Below are 19,327 nucleotides of genomic sequence, written 5' to 3'. Positions count from 1 at the left end.
GAAAGCGGCGGGGAGTCGCTCCGCCATGTTGTTTTGCATGTTGTGGATGAACATGGTGCCCACCATTGATGCGCCCACGGACATGCCGATTTGCCGGAAGAAATTATTCGCGGCCGTCGCCGTGCCCACAACCGCCAGCGGGAACGAGTTCTGCACGATGAGGATGAGCACTTGCATGACCAGCCCGAGGCCAAAGCCGTAGACGAAGATGAACACGCCGAGCGTGCCCAGGCCTGTGTCCACTGTTAGGCGCGAGAGCAAGAAGCACCCCACCGCCACGATGCACAGGCCAATGATGGGGAACTTCTTGTAATTCCCGCGGCGCGAAATGAGCGCACCGGAACCGGTGGAGGTGAGGATCATGCCGCCGACCATCGGGACCATCATGAAACCGGCCTCGGTCGGGGTGAGTGCGTGCACCATCTGCAGGTAGGTGGGCAGGTAGGCCATCACACCGGTCATAGCAACACCGAGGACCACGCCGGCAGCGGTGGTGAGCGTCATGCTGCGGTTGCGGAACAGGTGCATGGGCACGAGCGGGTTCTTCGTCCGCAGCTCCACCGCCACGAAGATCGCTGCCGCTACCGCCGACGTTGCCAGCAGGCCCAGAATGCGTGCGGACGTCCACGGGTACTGCAACCCACCCCACGTCGTCGCCAAGATGAGCGTGGACGTTGCCACCGTCAGCAGTGCTGCGCCCGGCCAGTCAAAACGGAAGCCCTCCCGGCTGCCCTTGGACAGGTGCAGCACCAGCGTGGCCACAGTCATGGCGAGTAACCCCAAAGGGATGTTCATCCACAGACCCCAACGCCAGCCCGGGCCGTCCGTGAACCAGCCACCAAGCACCGGCCCCAACACTGAGGAAATGCCAAAAACAGCACCCATGATGCCCATGTATTTTCCGCGCTGCCGTGCCGGGACGACCTCTGCGATGATCGCCTGCGAGTTGATCATCATGCCGCCGGCGCCAAAACCCTGCACCGCGCGCCCGATGATGAGCATGGTCATTGAGTTAGCAAACCCACCCAATGTCGAACCGGCGATGAAGAAGGCGATGCCGGTGATGTAGAACCATTTGCGACCGAGCCCGTCGCCAAGCTTGCCGTAAATAGGCAGCGCGATAGTCATGGTGACCATGAACGCGGAGATCACCCAGCTCATATGTTCGACGCCGCCGAGTTCGCCCACGATCGTCGGCAAGGCGGAGGCGAAAATCATTTGCCCGAGTGAGCTCATGAGCATGGTGATGAGCAGCGCGGCGAACACCAGACCAACGTTGGGTTTTTGTGTGTCTACCATTCGAGTGTCCTTGCGTAGTCAGCGATGAAGGTGGCGGCGTTGCGGACGTTGTCCCGCAGATCCAGGTCTGGATCGAAAAAGCCCGGCTGGAAAGCAGTGATGCTCACCGCGGCTTGAACAAGCTCAATGAGCGCCTGGATCTCAGTCTCCACGGGGTGTTTCGGGGCGCGCCGGTCCTCGGGGAAGCGTGTGAAGTGCTCTGCCAGAGCTTCCGCGATCGCCGTAAGAACCGTGCGCCGCCGCGCCAAGGCTAGCGATGCCAGCGTGGGATTTTCAGCGAACATCGTGCGGCGCCGCGCGAACGCATCCTGATCAGGCAATGCCCCCTCAGGCACGCTGCTCACGCTGATGATCAGGTCCACGAGGTTGTCCGACTGCGTTTCGGCGATCCGGCGCAAACCTTCCTCGCAAACTGTGAGGGGCGCGGGCCCGAGCACAGCCTCATCTTTGGACTTCATGTAATTAAAAAACGTCCGCCGCGAAATGCCCGCGCCGGCGCAAATGTCTTCGACGGTCACGTCATCAAAGCCATGCTTTTCGACGAGCCCCGCCGCACTCTCCACAATCCTGAGTCGCGTCGCCCGCCGCTTTTCTTCCCAACCCATGCCCAGGAACTTTACACTCAGTGCAAGAAACTGCCAAAGGGTGAGATCTGCTGGTGCCTAAGCACCAAAAACCCTGACAGGGCGGGCCTGCCAGGGTCTGGTTGAGGGGCGCTTATATGCGCTTAGATGAGCTTAGTTGCGCTCAGTGTGAGCCATTGCCAGCACGTCGAGGCGCTTATCCAGCTCCTCCTCAGTGAGCTTCTCACCGTCGACGAAGCCGAGGTCAATCGTGGCCTGGCGGATGGTGATGCCCTCTGCGACTGCGTGCTTAGCGATCTTCGCCGCGTTCTCGTAACCAATCGCGGAGTTCAGCGGGGTCACGATGGACGGGGAGGACTCAGCCAGGGTGCGCATGCGCTCGATGTTGGGCTCAATGCCGTCGACAAGCCTGGTTGCGAACTGGCGCGCGGTGTTGGCCAGCAGACGCGAAGACTCGAGAACGTTGCGCGCCATCATCGGGATAAACACGTTGAGCTCGAACTGGCCCTGGGTGCCACCGAATGCGACAGCCGCGTCGTTGCCAATGACCTGTGCGGACACCTGTGTTGCGGTTTCACACAGAACTGGGTTGACCTTGCCCGGCATGATGGAAGAACCCGGCTGCAGGTCCGGCAGGTGGATCTCCGCCAGGCCGGCGAGCGGGCCGGAACCCATAAGCCGGATGTCGTTGGCGATCTTGTAAAGGGAAACAGCAACCGAACGCATAGCGCCGGAGAACTCCACCAGGCCGTCGCGGTTAGCCTGTGCTTCGAAGTGGTTCTTCGCCTCGGATAACTGGGTCACACCGGTGAGCTTCACCAGCTCCTCGGTGACCTTGCCGCCGAACTCAGCCGGGGTGTTGATGCCGGTGCCCACAGCGGTACCGCCGATAGCCAGCTCACCCAGGCGGTGCAGGGTAGCCTCCACGCGCTCGATGCCCAGCTCGATCTGGCGGGCGTAGCCGGAGAACTCCTGGCCAAGAGTGACCGGGGTGGCATCCATGAGGTGCGTGCGGCCGGACTTGACTACCTCGTGCCACTCATCAGCCTTCTTAGCCAAGGACTTCTGCAGCACCTTCAGAGCCGGGATGAGGTCGTTGGCCGCTGCCTCCGTCGCCGCCACGTGGGTAGCAGTGGGGAAGGTGTCGTTGGAGGACTGGCCCATGTTCACATCGTCGTTTGGGTGAACCTCAACACCATTAGCCTTCGCGATAGACGCGATGACCTCATTCGTGTTCATGTTGGAGGAGGTGCCGGAGCCGGTCTGGAATACGTCGATAGGAAATTCAGCGTTGTGCTTACCGTCGGCGATTTCCTTCGCAGCAGCGATGATCGCGTCAGCCTTGGTGGCGTCCAACTTGCCCAAGTCCTTGTTCACCTGGGCGCACGCTGCCTTGAGCAGGCCGAGCGCGCGAATCTGCTGTGCTTCAAGCCCACGGCCGGAGATGGGGAAATTCTCCACCGCACGCTGGGTCTGTGCACGCCACAGCGCGTTGACGGGGACCTTCACTTCACCCATGGTGTCGTGTTCAATGCGGTATTCCTGATCAGCCATTGTCATCCTTTGCAGTTAGAACGTTTCCCGGCGCGGTTGCGCCAGCTGTCACACTCGCCATTATTCCTGATTTTGGAAAACCTGGCGGAACCTGGCCCCGATAAAACCCCCAACCTTCTTTAGACTGCTGTAGACCCCTGTTCGGTTCCATACTTTCTGAAAATAGGGAACATCTCACAAACCCTTTACGCAGGGCTTTTACCGCGGTTACGGTGGCTGGCATGAACTTGCTTGCCCGCTTGACGCAGATCCCGCTGGAGGAGCTCCGTGAGTTTGATCGCGCGCTGTTCCTCGCGGCGGGGCTCTCGCCATCCCGTGTGGGGGAGTTGGCGTTGGTGCATTCTGCGTACTTCGGGAAAGGCGCATCAAAGCAAACGACGGCTGCCGCGCGCGAGGCCGGGCTGACGGTGGACCTCCTCGCCCAGATTGAGCGTTGCATCAGCCACATCAAGCGCGCGGGGGAGCGGGATGGCTACCGCTTCCGCCTCATCCAGGCGGCGGTGGACAAGGCATCCACGTGCGTCGCGCTCGCGCGGTATGCGAAGAAGATCGTGCCGCAGAAGACTAAGACCCGGACCAAGGGCGCGCGTTTCACCGCCCCGGTGGACGGGCTGGGCAGCGTGATCATCACAGGAGACGAGCACGTCATCGCGGACCTGGAAGCCAATCTGCGTGCCGGCATTAATCATGATCTGCCTGTCGGTCCGCAGATGGCCGAGGCGTTTGAGAAACTCATGCGTTCGGGGGAGGGGGTTCCGGCTGCCGCGCCGCGTCCGCTTATCTTGGTGCCGGCGCCTCACTTATCCGCGATCACTCACGGTCATGGGGACGACATCATCCTCGGGCTTACCAACGGCACCACCATGACCGGTGCGGAGTTTGTGAACAATTACCTCTGCAATGAGGAGTACGGGTTGGAAGCTGCATTATTTCATCCGACGGAGGGGCCGGTGAACCACTACAGGGAACGTCGACTAGCAAGTAAGAAGCAACGCGTCCTAGCGAAAGCGACGCAGCCGATCTGTACGAACCCGGACTGCCGGATGCCCGCAGACTACTGCGAACTCCACCACGTGGAGCCCTGGCGCTACGGTGGTGAGACGAACATGAACAACTTGGCAGTCGTCTGCGGCTACCACAATCGCGTCAACGACGATGACCCAGACAAACCCCAACGCGGGCGCATCGCCATACGAAAAGGTAGACCCATCTGGGTTTCACCCACGGGGTATGCGCGAAGTAACAAGCGACATCCGTACGGGGCGATGGAATCGTTATACCCCGAGTTAATTCACGCTTGAACCCGCTAACAGAAATGGATCCGGCACAAGCCGGGCCCATTGGCATGCCGGAAAACCGGATTAAGCGGTCGGACCGGAGTAGTCAATCACGGAGTACTCGCGCAGCTTGGACAGCTTGTGCAGGGACTCAATGTTGCGCACGGTGCCGGACTTGGAGCGCATGACGAGGGAGCGGGTAGTGGCACCGTCCGCGCGGTAGGACACGCCGCGGAGCATATCGCCCTTGGTTACACCGGTGGCGGCGAAGTAGCAGTTATCGGAGCTCACTAGGTCGTTGATCCCTAGCACACGGTCGAGGTCGTGGCCGGCGGCGAGGACCTTCTCGCGCTCCTCGTCGGACTGAGGGGCGAGCATGCCCTGGATCTCACCGTCGAGGCACTTAAGAGCGCAGGCGGTAATGACGCCTTCCGGGGTGCCACCAATGCCCATGGCCATATCGATAGAGTTGTTGTTGCGTGCGGCGGCGATGGCGCCAGCCACGTCGCCGTCCATAATGAAGCGGACCTTTGCGCCTGCCGCGCGGATGTCCTCAACGAGTTGGTTGTGGCGGGGGCGGTCGAGGACGACCACGGTGACGTCGCGAGGCTCAATGCCCTTCGCTTTCGCCACTGCCTGAATGTTGTGCGCGACGGGGGCTGTGATGTCGATCTTGCCTGCGGCTTCCGGGCCGACGGCGATCTTGTTCATGTAGAACGCGTCGGTCGGGTCGTACATCGTGCCACGCTCAGCAGCCGCGATGACGGAGATGGCGTTCGGGCGACCTTCCGCCATGAGGCGAGTGCCGTCAACCGGGTCGACTGCTAGATCCATGGCAGGACCGAGCCCGTTACCAACGTTCTCGCCGTTGAACAGCATCGGTGCCTCGTCCTTTTCACCTTCGCCGATGATGATCACGCCGTCCATGTTCACGGAGTTAATCATCTGGCGCATGGCGTCCACCGCTGCTCCATCACCCTCATTCTTCTTGCCGCGACCGACCCACCGGCCGGAAGCCAAGGCTGCCGCTTCGGTGACGCGGACAAGCTCCATGGCGAGGTTACGGTCCGGGGTTTCAGCGGTTTTAGACATCAGTTGTTGCCTCCTGGGGCATGGTAGGTGGAGATTATGGGCGGAAAGCCACGCAGACGCAGCTATTCTCCTCCCCATTGTGGCACTTTTAGGGTTTCGATATGTCCGGTTGACCACCTGATCGGGGGAGTCCGTGGCCGCAGGGGTGGTCCGTGACATACTGAAGCGCGTGGCTAAAGAGAAACCGCGCATTTTCCAAGACAGCCGTGACATATCGATCAATGTCGTGGTCATTGTTGTCCTCATGCTGCTTGCCGTTGGCTTTACGGGCATGTGCTCTTTCAATCCTGGCCGGCCGGAGAACGGGCCGGTACAGGAGGTGGATGGGCAGACGTTCCTGAGCATGGAGTCACGCGCTGTCGATTTTGCGGTGCGTTACCCGGATGTGCCGGAGGGCTGGGTGAATAACTCGGCTCGCCGCACCACGTTGAATGGCACCCCCGCGCCCGTCATGGGATGGGTCACTCCGCATGAGGGGTTCCTTCAGGTTACGCAGACGGGGGTTGATGAGGATACCGCGCTCAAGGGCATCGACGCTTCACCGCGCAGTCTCGCCCGCACCGAGGATGTCGCCGGGCATGAGGCGAAGGTGTATTCCTCCGACGACAGAGATGTGCGCGATGTGTGGTTTGTGGACTTGGGCGACGAGCGCATTCTCATCACCGGCGCCGCTGAAGCCACGGAGTTCCGCGAGCTCATTGAGATGTTCGCCGCCGCGCAGCCACTGGCCAAATAGCTTATCGACGAACCCTACTCCCCGGGAACTTCTTCCTGGGCAGCTCTTTCTTGATCTTCCTTGGTCGCCTCCTTCTGCTGCTCCATGGCAGCTCCCCTCTGGGCAGCTCCCTCTTGGGAGCTGCCCAGAGCAGCTTCAACGCGTTCTTGAGCACCATTGAGCAGGACTTCGCAGCGCTTTGCGAGAGCTTCGCCGCGTTCCCAGTACTTGAGAGATTCGTCAAGGCTCATCTGGCCGAGTTCGAGGATCTTCACGGTCTCAATGAGCTGGTCGCGTGCCTGCTCGTAGGTGAGGGTTTCGGGGGCCGGGAAGGCATCGTCATTCGGGGCGCCTTGGCCGAAGGTGTTCTCTGTCATCGTGTGTTCCTTATCTAATCTGCAGTATCTAATCTGCAGTTGTTCTGCAGTTACTCTGCGGGTGTGGTGGACATGCCGGCGGCGGTGATGGAGCCATCCCCAACGCGGATGCGCAAGGGCGACCCCGGCGGGGCCTGGCTGATGCTGGTGACCACTTCTGGTTCGGAGCCATCGCGCGGCTGTACCTGCACCACGGCGTAGCCGCGTGCCAATGTCGCGGCCGGCCCCAGCGCGGAGACCTGGGCGCGCAACGAACGAACCTCGGCGGATTCCTGGGCGAGCAGCCGCGAAATATCACGACGAATGGCGCCCTGGGCGCGCTCCAACTCTTCCCGACGCATTACAATCGGCGTCAACGGATTCGCCACCACTGGCCGGGAACGCAACTGTTTAAGGCCTTCGCGCTCCCGGTGGACCCAGGCGCGGAGGGCGGAGGCGGTGCGGGCGCGAGCTTCGTCGATAAGCGAAAATTCGGCAGCAACATCGGGCACGACGCGCTTGGCAGCATCGGTGGGGGTGGCGGTGCGCAGGTCCGCAACGTTATCCAGCACCGGGTTATCCGGCTCGTGTCCGATCGCGGAGACAACTGGGGTGCGGGCCACGGCGACGGCGCGCTGGAGGGCTTCCTCGGAGAAAGGCAACAGGTCCTCAACCGAGCCACCACCACGGGCAATGATGATCACATCCACGGTGGGGTCCGCATCCAGTTCCTGCAGCGCGGCGATGACCTCCGGAACCGTGCCCGGGCCCTGCACCGCGGTGTTGATCACGCGGAAGTTCACCGCCGGCCAGCGGTCCTTGGCCACGGACAACACGTCGCGCTCCGCCGCTGACCCGCGCCCAGTGATCAGTCCCACCCGGCGCGGCAGGTAGGGGAGTGGCAGTTTGCGCGCCGGATCAAACAATCCCTCGCTGTTGAGCAGCGCGCGCAGGCGTTCAATCTTGGCCAGCAGTTCACCCTCGCCGACGTGGCGGATTTCCGTCACCCACATGGAAAAAGAGCCGCGTCCGGCGTAGAACGCGGGTTTGCCGCACACGACCACCCGGTCACCGTCTTTAAGCGGCGCCGGCATCGAGCGCAGCAGATCCGTGCGCGCGGTGAGCTGCAGGCTCATCTCCTGCTGGGTATCGCGCAGCGTGAGATATGACAGCTTCCACGTCGGCTTCATATTCACCTGCGTGAGCTGCCCCTCGATCCACAACCAGCCAAGGCGTTCAATCCACTTCTTGACACTGTCGTTGACCTGGGCCACAGACCACGGAGTCTCCGGTGAGTTCTTCGGCGGTTGCCCTGTCACTGTGCTCGCGCCCCCTTCTACCTCGTGTGTTGACTCTCGTGCGGGCCAGCTTACCTTTCCCGCGCCAATCCATTACCCTGGGGAACCATGTCAAGCACCGGAAAGAACGTCCTTCTGGCCGCCCCCCGCGGGTACTGTGCGGGTGTAGACCGTGCGGTGGAGACAGTAGAAAAGGCGCTGGAAAAGTACGGCGCACCTATTTATGTCCGCAAGGAGATTGTCCACAACAAGTACGTGGTGGAAACGTTGTCGCAGCGCGGAGTGATCTTCGTGGACGAGACCGACGAGGTGCCGGAAGGCGCCCACGTCGTCTTTTCCGCGCACGGCGTTTCTCCGGCAGTACGTGAGTCCGCGCGGCGCCGCAACCTGCTTGCTCTTGACGCATCGTGCCCGTTGGTAACCAAGGTCCACAACGAGGTGAAGCGTTTCGCCCGTGACGGCTACCAGATCCTCCTTGTTGGCCACGAAGGCCACGAGGAAGTTGAGGGCACCGCCGGCGAAGCGCCGGAGGTTGTGCACCTGGTTGACGGGCTCGAAGGCGTGGAAAAAGTGCCCGATTTCCCGGCAGACCAGAAGCTCGTGTGGCTCTCCCAAACCACGTTGTCGGTGGACGAGACCATGGAGATCGTTGCCCGCCTGCGCGAGAAATACCCGAGCTTGGAGGACCCGCCGAGCGACGATATTTGTTACGCCACCCAGAACCGCCAGGTCGCCGTGAAGGCGATCGCGCCACGCTGTGAGCTCATGATTGTGGTGGGCTCCCAGAATTCCTCAAACTCCAAGCGTCTCGTTGAGGTCGCTCTGCAGAACGGCACGCAAGACGCTCATTTGGTGGATTACGCCACGCAGATCGAGGACGCGTGGCTCGATGGTGTCACCACTGTTGGCGTGACGTCAGGCGCGTCTGTGCCGGAGATCTTGGTGCGCGAGGTGATTGATCACCTAGCCGCGCATGGCTTCGATAACGTCGAGGAAGTCACCACCACGACAGAAACCATCACGTTCGCGTTGCCGCGTGATCTGCGCGTGCCGCGCCGCAAGCAGGCTTAGTCGCCGTACAGGTCGTCGCTGAGCCTGTGGCGCACCCTGCTTGTCGACGTCTTCTTCGACGCTTCCCGTTCCCTCCGCCTCCTTGCCAACAACTCTTCAACAGTGACCTGGTTGCTGTTGCCATTGAGGCTGCGACTGCGGCTGCGGCTAGTTCGCTTCGCAGTAGAGGCTGGGGTAGGGGCGCTGTCCGGGCGCCTTGGCCGTGGTTTGGGCGCTGCAGGGCGTTGAGGGGTGCGCTTGATGGGGGGCTGAGGTTGCAGCTCAGCTGTACGCTCAACGGGCCTCTCGGGGGCAGGTTCAGCCTTGCGTTTAGGCAGGTGCCGTGAACGGGACGCTTCGCGGGCGGTGCGCCGGTTAGCTTCGTTGGTGCGGCGGCGTTGGCGGAGTTCGTGGCGCTGTATGTCGTCGTTAAGCCGTTTGAGCAGCAGATAGCGCACGACGGTGATGAATAGCGCACCCAGCGTCACCGCGGCGAGCACGGGGAAAAACTGCACCAGCGGATAAAGAATCACCAATACCGATGTCCGGCCGAGTGATGTTTGTCCTTCAGGCAGTGAAAAATATGCGTTGAGGGTCCCCGTGGCTAGTAAAAAGAATGTGAATAACAGTGGGATTGATACCACGGTGATGAAAAGGCCACGGGGATTCACAAACGTTGCCACGATGATGGATGCCAGCGCGAAGATAGCCAGGAAAGGCCAGCCAATCACCTGCGTGTACAGGGAGATCAGGCCGCCGGTGACCAGCGCTGCGATGAGGATGCTCAGTCCCGAGCCCAAAGAGAAGCCGGACACTGTGGTGTCCTGGGTGGGCGACGTTCGTGGAGAGACATGAGACACGGTCCAACATGTTACCTCGGAGGCAGTTCCGTTTCGTGGATCACGCGCGCGCGGGCGGACACGGAACGAAGTTCTGGTGGGGGTGTGGAGGATTGGGTTGGCATATCAACCTCGTGGAGGCGGCGGGCGGTAACCATGACGCGGGAGTCCATGGAGCCGAGCGTGGCGTTGAAAGCCTCCACTGCCTTGTCGAGGGATGCCCCGACACGATTGTAATGCTCCGCCATTTTTCCCAGGCGGGTGTACAGCTCAGCGCCAAGGCGTTGGACTTCGAGGGCTTTATCCGACATATCTTCGTGCTTCCACCCCAGCGCCACGGTCTTCAGTAGTGCGAAGAGGGTGGTGGGTGTGGCAAGGACGATGTTTTTCGCAAACGCATCATCGAGCAGGGTCGGATCTTGCTCCAACGCCGCGTCAAGGAAGGGGTCGGAGGGGATGAACAACACGATGAATTCCGGCGTGGGCTGGAACGCGTTGATGTACCTCTTGTTGGACAACGCGTCCACGTGTGAGCGCAAGAGGTGGCAATGTCGGCGCAAATACCCGGCTTTTTCTTCCGGGTCGTCCGTGGCTAGCGCATCGAGGTAAGCGGAAAAAGGCACCTTCGCATCCACGACGATGTTGCGGTTCCCGCTGAGCCGGATCACCATATCTGGGCGCAGCGTTTGGCCATCTGCGTGAGCGGTTGCCTGCACATCAAAATCGCAGTATTTCTTCATGCCGCCCAGCTCCACGACGCGTTCCAACTGTATCTCGCCCCACCGGCCACGCACGTTGGGGGAGCGCAGTGCGGAAACCAGCTGATCGGTACGATCCCCCAAGCGTGCCGACGCCCTCGTCACCGCCTGCACCTGCGCCACCAGCGTCGATTGGGTGACAGCGCTATCTTCATTCATGTCACGCACCTGGGAGGAAAGCCGCTCTACGGATGCGCGAAGAATCTCTAGTTCTTTCCCCTGGCGCGCCGCGTATTCCGGGGTGGGGGCGGGCTGCTGCTGCGGTGGTGCGTTGCGCTGGCGCAGTAGGGCATAGGCGGCAGCTCCCACGACTGCACCAAGCAGAAGGCCGAGGAAGAACGTGAACAGCAAGGGTGTCACACTCGCTACTGGGGTAGTGGGTGCTGCTATATACGCGTAAGACATAGCATCCACCGTTCCACACGAGGGGAACACAACGCAGGCGCCACGGCGCGGTTAATCGAACATTTATTCGTCAGTTTCTGAGTGTGAGTTCGGGTGGTCCCGGCGCGGTAGGCGACGGCTGAGCCAGTCGAAGCGGGTATGTCGTCCGCCGGAAGACTGCTTGGCAGATTGCCCATCAGATTCCGCATCGTTGGCCGTTTGATCCCTGTTCCAACGTAAAGACAGTTTGTCGAAGGGGAGACGAAGGGAGGTGGGGGCTGGTGATGCGTCGAGAAGCTTTTCGGTGATATGAGGTGCAGCCCAGCCACTTTGCGTGGACAAGTCTTCGCGGGATTTCGCGCTTTCTGCTTCTTCGGCTTCGGCGAGGGCGCGGCCGACATCCGTGGAGAAGTTGAGGTCGTCGGCGCGGACTTCCCCAGCGTGAATACGCAGCATGTCTTGGATGTAGCGGAAGACTACAGCGACCGTGGCTGCGACAGGGACGGCGAGGAACGCGCCCATGAGTCCGAAGAGGCCGCCACCCACCGTCACGGAGACCAACACGATGACCGGGTGCAGATTCATCGCACGTGACTGCAGCAGTGGGGAAAGCACATTGCCTTCCAGCTGCTGCACGGCGATGACGATGCCCAGTACGATCAGCGCCTGCGTGAACCCGAGCGAAACCAGCGCGATGAGCACCGCCAATGCCCCAGCCACGATCGCGCCGACCAGTGGGATGAATCCCGCCATGAATGTGATCACCGCTAGCGTGAAAGCGAGCGGCACGCCAACGAGGTAGATACCGATGCCGATGAACAGCGCATCGATGAAGGACACGACCGCCTGCGCGCGAATATAGCCGCTGAGAGTGTCCCACGAGCGGGTCAGCAGTTCCGTGGCGTGCAAACCCGCGCGGCCACCAGTGGCGTTTCGCAGCCACGGGAGAAATTTTGGGCCGTCTTTGAGGAAAAAGAAGGTGAGCACGAGCACCACAACGAACGTGACTGCCATGGACGTGGCCGTGCCAATTCCGGAGAAGATTCCGCCCGCGATCGCGCCGGCGCGGTCCTGCAGCCACGACGCGGCTTCCTGGAATGCGGTGTCCAGCTTCTCCCCGTCGATGGAAAACGGCAGGGTCTCTTGGTTCTGGAGCCATAGCTGTAGGTTCTGAATACCCTGTGCGGCTTGGCTGACCAAGACGCGGGAGTTGCGCATGATATCTGGCAGGATGATGGACACAAAGAACATCAGCACTGCCACAGCCAGCAGCATGGAAATTAAAGCAGACAAGCCAGCGGGCACACCACGGTTGCGCATGAACGTCGTCGGTGGGGCGAGGACCGTGCACACGATGAGGGCGAGAATAACAGGCAGCACGCCGGCCCAAAACTTGCCCAGCAGGTAGGCGAGCGCGCCAAGCAGGACAAAGATTGCCAGCATGCGCAGTGAGAACAGCGCGGTCGAGCGCACCCAGGAGTTCAGCACAACGGAACGGTCCACGCGGTTGTCGTAGCCCGTCTTTGTCACCTTGTCAGCTGGTGCCTCGGGCGACTGTTGGGTTGCGTCGCTGTTTTTCGTTGAACTCACGCGTCCTATTGTGCCCCAGCATTCGCTTTTCGACGATCCCTGCCACCACCGTGTCGGCCCAGCACAGCAGTATCCGGCGCTAAGGGGTGCGGGAGCGTCGGCTATCATGGGCCCTCGTGAGCCTTACTCTTGGAATTGTCGGTCTGCCCAACGTGGGCAAGTCCACCCTGTTCAACGCACTGACCCGTAATGAGGTTCTGGCGGCGAATTACCCGTTTGCCACCATTGAGCCGAACGTTGGCCTGGTGCCACTGCCGGATACGCGCCTTAACCGCCTGGCGGAGATCTTCGGTTCGGCGGAGATCCTGCCGGCAACGGTGTCCTTCGTGGACATCGCCGGCATCGTCAAGGGTGCGTCCGAAGGTGAAGGCATGGGCAACGCGTTTCTAGCCAACATCCGTGAGGCCGACGCGATCTGCCAAGTCGTGCGCGCGTTCTCCGATGACAATGTCATCCACGTTGATGGTCGCGTCGACCCCGCCAGCGACATCGCGGTGATCAACACCGAGCTCATCTTGGCGGACCTGCAGACCATTGAGAAGGCCCTGCCTCGCCTTGAGAAGGAAGCGCGCAAGAACAAGGATATCGCCGTGCAGGTGGAGGAAACCAAGAAAGCACAGACCATCCTCGAGTCCGACCGCACGCTGTTTGCCGCCGCCAAGAACGGTGAAATTGATCTCTCGCTCGTCCGCGACCTTCACCTCATGACGGCGAAGCCGTTCCTCTACGTCTTCAACTCCGACGAGGGCGTGCTCACTGACGAGGCCAAGAAGGCGGAACTGCGCGAACTCGTCGCCCCCGCCGGGGCAGTCTTCCTCGACGCCCAGACGGAAACCGAGCTACTCGAGCTTGAGGACGATGACGCTGCCGAACTCCTCGCCTCCGTCGGCCAAGACGAACCCGGCCTGGAAACCCTGGCCCGCGCTGGTTTTGAGACCCTCGGTCTGCAGACCTACCTCACCGCCGGCCCGAAGGAAGCCCGCGCCTGGACCATCCACAAGGGCGACACCGCCCCCAAGGCCGCCGGCGTGATCCACACCGACTTTGAAAAGGGCTTCATCAAAGCCGAAATCGTTGCCTTTGAAGACCTCGACCAGCTTGGCTCCATGGCTGAAGCCCGCGCTGCCGGCAAGGTCCGCCAGGAGGGCAAGGACTACGTTATGGCTGATGGGGATGTCGTGGAGTTTCGTTTCAATGTAACCTAAATGCGCTATGAATAGCGTATGACTACACGTGCTGCTATTTACCTCCGTATCTCGCTCGATGCTGCCATGGACGGCCTCGCCATCGACCGGCAGCGTCAGGACTGCGAAGCCCTTGCCGAGCAACGTGGCTGGGACGTCGTGCATACCTACGTCGATCAGTCGATCTCCGCGTCGAAGAAGGACGTGGACCGCCCCGACTACGACGCCATGGTGGCGTCCTTTGAGCGCGGCGAGATCGACGCAATCATTTGCTGGGACCTCGACCGCCTCACGCGGCAGCCCTGGCAGCTCGAAGAGTGGATCGACAGGGCAGAGGAGCAGGGGCTGAAACTCGTCACCGCGAACGGTGATGCTGACCTTGCCACCGACGGCGGCAGAATGTACGCGCGTATTAAAGCAGCCGTGGCACGCGGCGAGATCGAGCGGAAGAGCATGCGCCAATCCCGTGCGCAACAGCAGCGCGCCGAGCAGGGCCGCTGGTACTCCGGCGGTGTCCGCCCTATCGGCTACACCTCCACCGGCGAGATCATCCCATCCGAAGCCGCCGCCGTGCTCGGTATGTTCCGCGCTGTCGAGCGGGGCAACTCCATGCGCGACATCGCACGCGCCTTATCTGGGGTCGATCAGCCAGGCTTGCCGGATATCCCGACCACGCCGCGCCATATGCACACCGTGGTTAAGGAGCGCAACGCACGCCGCCGCGCTGCTGGCCAGGAAGAAAAGTCGGTTCCCGACGAGCAGCCGTTGGCCTACACATCGTTGCACTCGATCCTGCGCAACCCCGTGTATGCCGGCTACTCCACATATAAGAAGGCCAAGCGCAAAGGCGTGAAGAACAAATACCGCCGTGTCACGCATATCGTCCGCGACCCCGATACCGGCGAGCCTGTGAAAGGGCAGTGGGAGCCGATCGTCACACCCGATTTGTGGTGGCGTGTGCAGAACGTGCTCGATGATCCCGACCGGCTGACCAACAAGGAGCGCCGGAACACTCGCCGCCATCTCGGCTCGGGTCTGTATGTCTGCGACGAGTGCGGCAACCCTGTGCGCACGCATGCCGACCGCTACCGCTGCGCCGCCTGTGGATTAGTGCGCACACATAGCGTCGATGATTTTGTGCTCGCCGTGATCCGCGCCCGCCTTGGCCGTGACGACCTGGCGGACCTGCTGCCGACTGTGGACGACGACGAGGTCAACGCCATCGACGACGAACTCGCTGAGCTTCGCGCAAAGCTCGCCCGCGTCCAGGCTGACTACGATGAGGAGCTTATCGAGGCCCGTGACCTCAAGCGCGCGCGAAACCGTTATGAGCCGCAGATCGAGAAACTCGAAACGCGCCGTGCCCGTCTTGCTGGCGCATCGGCGCTGCTCGACACAACCGGCTACGCCTCGCCCGTGGATGCCTTCGACAACGCAGAGCTTGCCGTGCAGCGCCGAGTCATCAATACCCTGTGCCAGGTGCGCCTGCGCCGTGGCGTGCGCGGCACCAAGACCTTTAACCCTGAATCGGTGCAGATCGTGTGGAACTAGGTTGCAGTGTGTGACACGTCAACAATCGCGCGCATGCGCTGCGGCGCGCAAAGCTCTTACGAAGGAACGCCACGGGAGCCGGCAGTTCGGGGGAGATCTGCCTTCGTGTATCGGGGGCGACACTGCTCAACCGTGGCGTTCGCAGGAAGTATGACACGGCTCTTGTTACCCCAGAGGTCGTAGGTTCGAATCCTGCCCCCGCTACCAACTTCCAAGCCCCTACCAGGAGAAACACTGGTAGGGGCTTTAGTTATTTCTCTTAAGGCGCACGTCCTGGGACTCAAATCGGGACTTTAGCGATGGCATTTTGTCACTTAAGCCGGTTTGGAAGTGATGGGGTTAAGTGACAATTTTCGTTTTTGTGACCTTGGATGACTGTGTCGTTTTGAGGAGTCGTCTGCACGGATTTCAGAAGTCCTCTGTACTATCGCCATCCACTCCGGAGAGGCCGCGGGCGTTCGTCCACTTCATCTGGAACGCGATTCGACAGAGCGCATTCAATACGATGGTCTTTTTCTCCCTGCGAAGGATGGGGGCAGTTTAGGGTGCCAGGGTGTTGACCAGATCGAGGAATTCCTCAGCGTAGGCAATTTGCTTGCGTAGCTTTTCGTAGCGGGTGCGCGTCTCCTCACGAATGTCGGCAAGGGTGGCCTTGGCATTACTCCGTGCCTGCTGTGCGGTATCACTTTCCTGCCCGCCATCTGAACTATGAAGAATCTCTGCAGCTTCCAGGAATTCCCGCATCTGATCCAGAGTAAACCCCAGCGGTTTCATCCGTCGCACCAGCAAAACACGACGTACATCAGCCTCACTATAAAGCCTGAACCCACCAGGGCTACGCCCCGATGGGGTAATCAGGCCGACGTTGTCATAATAACGCAAGGTGGGAATCGACAACCCCGTCTGGTCAACGACCTCGCCGATCTTGAAATTACTGTTTTGCATTGCCTGTTCTCCTTCACGGTGATGTTGCCCACGGGTTCCTGTGCCTGGGTTGGCGGTTGAGTAAAACTCCCGCTACCATGACCACCATCACCAAACCTAAAGTTACTAGAGGGTTGGATTCCTTTCGGGCGTTCGCCCAGTTACCTATCCCCTCAAAGATTGGACATCTATGACTGAAACTAGCACGGCGGCCCCCCGCCCCCTCCTGAGTCCAGACGGCGCTGATGCCCCTACCGGGATCATCGCATCCTTCCGTTACGCATTTTCTTCCCCCGCCCGTATCCGTATAGAGATTCTGGCCGGACTGGCGGTATCCCTGGCGCTGATCCCTGAGGCCATTGCCTTTTCCATCCTTGCCGGTGTTGACCCAGCCATGGGTCTGTTTTCCTCGGTAGTCATGGCCATTGCGATCGCCTTTACCGGTGGCCGCCCGGCAATGATCACCGGCGCCACCGGGGCTATTGCCCTAGTCATTGCTCCTGTGGCGCGTGGTTACGGGATGGATTATTTCATCGCCACCGTCCTGTTGGGCGGTGTCCTACAAATCGTGCTCGGCGCCCTCGGTGTGGCGAAACTTCAGCGTTTTATCCCCCGATCGGTGATGCTGGGTTTCGTCAATGCACTGGGCATTATGATTTTCACCGCCCAACTCGAACACCTCATTGATGTGCCTTGGATAGTCTACCCACTCGTCGGCTTGGGTGTGGTGATCATGATTTTCTTCCCCAAGCTCACCAGTGTGATCCCCGCCCCGCTGGTCACGATTATCGTGCTCACCGGTTTGGTCATTGCCGCCGGTTTGACTGTCCCGACGGTCTCGGACATGGGCAAGATGCCGGAGACCTTACCGTCCCTGTTTATTCCGAACGTGCCGTGGACGTTGGAGACCCTGCAGATCATCGCGCCTTATGCCCTGGCCATGGCCGTGGTCGGTCTCATGGAATCGTTGATGACCGCCAAGCTCGTCGATGACATCACCGACACTCATTCCGATAAAACTCGTGAATCCTGGGGACAGGGGGTGGCTAATATTGCCTCCGGTTTCTTCGGCGGCATGGGTGGCTGCGCGATGATCGGTCAAACCATGATCAACGTCCGCGAATCCGGGGCACGTACCCGCCTATCCACCCTGTTAGCCGGTGTGTTCCTGCTGGTCCTGGTCCTGGCACTGGGCGACATCGTTGGCATGATCCCGATGGCTGCGCTGGTGGCAATCATGATCATGGTCTCGGTCGGCACCATCGACTGGCACTCGGTGCATCCACGCACCCTTAAACTCATGCCGGTCTCTGAGACCATTGTTATGGCCGTGACGATTATTGCCACCCTAGCCACCAGCAACCTGGCCATTGGTGTGGTGTTGGGTGTGGTCACCGCGATGATCATGTTCGCCCGTCGGATGGCACATATCGCTTCCATTGAAAAGGTCTCCGAGATCGACGGCGACGGCGATGGAGAGATTGATACTCGTACCTACCGGGTGCATGGCCAGTTGTTTTGGGCATCAAGCAATGACCTGGTTTATCGCTTTGATTACACCGATTCTGCCCGTCATATCACTATTGATCTCACTGAGGCGGAGATCTGGGATGCCTCCACGGTCGCGACCTTTGACGCGATTACGCAGAAGTTCCAGGACAGAGGCAAAACCGTGTCCATTATCGGGCTCGACGGTCCCAGTCAGGACCGGCTGAACCGCCTGTCTGGCCGGCTTGGCACCGGCCACTAACATCCCCCGACTCGAGCACATCGACTTGGCGCCCCAACTTATAACCGGGGCGCCAGTTTATTGGTGCTGTTGCAAAGTTGGGGCATAGGAAGAGCATAAAAGAAGCGTAGCGGTTAACCGCTACGCTGTGTTGTGGGGATTTTTACTTTTTACGGTGCACGTGTTCTAGTTAGTGGTTCGTTTCTTTCCTCGGGTGATTGCGACGGTATTCCTCGACTAAGTGAGCAATACCCGGCGCAGCCTGGGACAACATCCAGGTCATAAGCGCTATAAGAACCCCTATGACGATAAGTGTTAACGCCAACCAGCCCAGTGTTGGGCCGATGCCGTTGGCCTCCTGGACGTGACCCCACAAGGCAGACACGCCGTCGGGTATGCCGAGCATACTTAGCAGCCCGTTCCCCAAGGCTCCGACAGCAACGAGTGCGATAGCAACGAAGAGAACACTGGCTGCAATCCACGAGGCAGACATGCAGGCCTTAATAAAGTTCGTGTTCGACTTTTCCATATCGTCGTTATACTGCTTGCGTTCTGCGCGTATCTCCTCCAGCAGCTTTTCGTTGGACTCCTTCTCCTGGAGCAGAGCGCTGCGAGCCTTCTTAGAGGCTTCTGCTGCCTCGTGCAGGCTCTTAGGCTCTTTCGACATTGCCTCAGATACAGCTACTTCTACCAGCGGTTCCAGGCTAGAAGTCAGGCTCGAAGTCATCTGAGCGTTCAGGCTCTGGCTGCGACCCGGACCACATCTACTCAGACACCATCTCCGGCACCAACTGGCAACGGCCTGGTCTTGATGACGCGCTGGCGTACATGCGCCCCGACGACACGCTCGTTGTCACGCGCTTGGACAGGCTCGGCCGCAGCCTCGCGGACACCGTGAACACCATCGCTGACCTCGCCGAGCGTGACATCAACGTCAAGGTGTTGGAGCCAGCGCTGGACACGTCGAAGCCCACCGACAAGGTGGTTATCAACGTCATGGCAAGTCTTGCCGAGTGGGAGCGTGACCTGCTTGTCCAGCGCACCCGTGAGGGCGTGGCGCACGCCCGCGCACAGGGCAGGGTCGCCGGCCCCAAGCCGAAGCTCAGCGCTGAGCAGGCGCAGATGGCCAAGGAGCTTATCGAC

The 19,327-nt window shown here is 60.6% G+C and carries 18 protein-coding genes; 7 read left to right on the top strand and 11 right to left on the bottom strand.

Annotated features, from left to right (window positions below):
- From HMPREF2129_RS06900 to HMPREF2129_RS06890, 3 genes are all read right to left on the bottom strand, one after another.
- Positions 1–1,299: MDR family MFS transporter (locus tag HMPREF2129_RS06900; RefSeq protein WP_034664675.1), on the bottom strand; the 1,299-nt coding region annotated here is incomplete at its 3' end.
- The gene (locus HMPREF2129_RS10645; RefSeq protein ID WP_052092938.1) at positions 1,293–1,904 is read right to left on the bottom strand and encodes a TetR/AcrR family transcriptional regulator; all 612 of its coding nucleotides are present in this window, start codon (positions 1,902–1,904) and stop codon (positions 1,293–1,295) included. The genes HMPREF2129_RS06900 and HMPREF2129_RS10645, both read right to left, overlap by 7 nt.
- Before the next feature lie 132 nt (positions 1,905–2,036).
- On the bottom strand, positions 2,037–3,437 hold the full coding sequence (locus tag HMPREF2129_RS06890; protein WP_034664673.1) for a class II fumarate hydratase: 1,401 nt from the start codon (positions 3,435–3,437) through the stop codon (positions 2,037–2,039).
- A 221-nt stretch (positions 3,438–3,658) separates the two neighbouring features.
- Between HMPREF2129_RS06890 and HMPREF2129_RS06885 the strand changes: the two genes are divergently transcribed.
- Entirely contained in the window at positions 3,659–4,738 is a 1,080-nt protein-coding gene (locus HMPREF2129_RS06885; RefSeq protein ID WP_052092936.1) for an HNH endonuclease signature motif containing protein, read from the top strand.
- 60 nt (positions 4,739–4,798) lie between these two features.
- Here HMPREF2129_RS06885 and glpX read toward each other — a convergent pair whose 3' ends face one another.
- Positions 4,799–5,806, bottom strand: coding sequence for a class II fructose-bisphosphatase (gene glpX / locus HMPREF2129_RS06880; RefSeq protein WP_034664670.1), 1,008 nt, complete (start codon positions 5,804–5,806; stop codon positions 4,799–4,801).
- A 169-nt stretch (positions 5,807–5,975) separates the two neighbouring features.
- Here glpX and HMPREF2129_RS06875 point away from each other — a divergent pair, with 169 nt between their 5' ends.
- A complete protein-coding gene (locus HMPREF2129_RS06875; protein WP_034664683.1) occupies positions 5,976–6,542 on the top strand; it encodes a DUF4245 domain-containing protein in 567 nt (188 codons plus the stop codon).
- Positions 6,543–6,556: 14 nt separating this feature from the next.
- Here HMPREF2129_RS06875 and HMPREF2129_RS06870 read toward each other — a convergent pair whose 3' ends face one another.
- Together HMPREF2129_RS06870 and xseA are read right to left on the bottom strand one after the other, a co-directional pair.
- Complete coding sequence (locus HMPREF2129_RS06870) at positions 6,557–6,898, bottom strand: exodeoxyribonuclease VII small subunit (RefSeq protein ID WP_034664668.1); 342 nt, start codon at positions 6,896–6,898, stop codon at positions 6,557–6,559.
- A 50-nt stretch (positions 6,899–6,948) separates the two neighbouring features.
- A complete protein-coding gene (xseA, locus tag HMPREF2129_RS06865; protein ID WP_034664666.1) occupies positions 6,949–8,196 on the bottom strand; it encodes an exodeoxyribonuclease VII large subunit in 1,248 nt (415 codons plus the stop codon).
- Between the two features lie 87 nt (positions 8,197–8,283).
- On the opposite strand from xseA, the gene HMPREF2129_RS06860 reads away from it, so the two are divergent.
- Positions 8,284–9,246, top strand: coding sequence for a 4-hydroxy-3-methylbut-2-enyl diphosphate reductase (locus HMPREF2129_RS06860; protein WP_034664663.1), 963 nt, complete (start codon positions 8,284–8,286; stop codon positions 9,244–9,246).
- Here HMPREF2129_RS06860 and HMPREF2129_RS10640 read toward each other — a convergent pair.
- From HMPREF2129_RS10640 to HMPREF2129_RS06845, 3 genes are all read right to left on the bottom strand, one after another.
- On the bottom strand, positions 9,243–10,085 hold the full coding sequence (locus HMPREF2129_RS10640; RefSeq protein ID WP_156959252.1) for a DUF6542 domain-containing protein: 843 nt from the start codon (positions 10,083–10,085) through the stop codon (positions 9,243–9,245). The genes HMPREF2129_RS06860 and HMPREF2129_RS10640 overlap by 4 nt on opposite strands.
- Before the next feature lie 11 nt (positions 10,086–10,096).
- Positions 10,097–11,227, bottom strand: coding sequence for a DNA recombination protein RmuC (locus HMPREF2129_RS06850; RefSeq protein ID WP_052092933.1), 1,131 nt, complete (start codon positions 11,225–11,227; stop codon positions 10,097–10,099).
- A gap of 63 nt (positions 11,228–11,290) precedes the next feature.
- Complete coding sequence (locus HMPREF2129_RS06845; RefSeq protein ID WP_408605838.1) at positions 11,291–12,796, bottom strand: AI-2E family transporter; 1,506 nt, start codon at positions 12,794–12,796, stop codon at positions 11,291–11,293.
- A gap of 116 nt (positions 12,797–12,912) precedes the next feature.
- Here HMPREF2129_RS06845 and ychF point away from each other — a divergent pair, with 116 nt between their 5' ends.
- Both ychF and HMPREF2129_RS06835 read left to right on the top strand, forming a co-directional pair.
- A complete protein-coding gene (gene ychF, locus HMPREF2129_RS06840) occupies positions 12,913–14,001 on the top strand; it encodes a redox-regulated ATPase YchF (protein WP_034664660.1) in 1,089 nt (362 codons plus the stop codon).
- Positions 14,002–14,019: 18 nt separating this feature from the next.
- Positions 14,020–15,531, top strand: a complete 1,512-nt coding sequence (locus HMPREF2129_RS06835) for a recombinase family protein (RefSeq protein ID WP_034664657.1) — start codon at positions 14,020–14,022, stop codon at positions 15,529–15,531.
- Positions 15,532–16,071: 540 nt separating this feature from the next.
- Here HMPREF2129_RS06835 and HMPREF2129_RS06830 read toward each other — a convergent pair.
- A complete protein-coding gene (locus HMPREF2129_RS06830) occupies positions 16,072–16,476 on the bottom strand; it encodes a MerR family transcriptional regulator (RefSeq protein WP_034664654.1) in 405 nt (134 codons plus the stop codon).
- A gap of 169 nt (positions 16,477–16,645) precedes the next feature.
- Here HMPREF2129_RS06830 and HMPREF2129_RS06825 point away from each other — a divergent pair, with 169 nt between their 5' ends.
- Positions 16,646–18,205: a SulP family inorganic anion transporter gene (locus tag HMPREF2129_RS06825; protein WP_034664651.1), complete on the top strand. Its 1,560-nt coding sequence runs from the start codon at positions 16,646–16,648 to the stop codon at positions 18,203–18,205.
- 169 nt (positions 18,206–18,374) lie between these two features.
- Here the strand turns inward: HMPREF2129_RS06825 and HMPREF2129_RS06820 are convergent, their stop codons facing one another.
- Positions 18,375–18,911 carry a hypothetical protein gene (locus HMPREF2129_RS06820; RefSeq protein ID WP_218079069.1) on the bottom strand — a complete coding sequence of 179 codons (537 nt, stop codon included), beginning with the start codon at positions 18,909–18,911 and terminating at the stop codon, positions 18,375–18,377.
- Positions 18,912–18,946: 35 nt separating this feature from the next.
- Between HMPREF2129_RS06820 and HMPREF2129_RS06815 the strand changes: the two genes are divergently transcribed.
- The coding region (locus tag HMPREF2129_RS06815; protein WP_269544938.1) for a recombinase family protein at positions 18,947–19,327 on the top strand (381 nt) is incomplete at its 3' end.

It is taken from the genome of Corynebacterium tuscaniense DNF00037 (genome assembly GCF_000759055.1).
Classification (GTDB): domain Bacteria; phylum Actinomycetota; class Actinomycetes; order Mycobacteriales; family Mycobacteriaceae; genus Corynebacterium; species Corynebacterium tuscaniense.
Note: the sequence above shows the minus strand (reverse complement) of the source record. Positions and strands in the feature narration are given on the sequence as shown.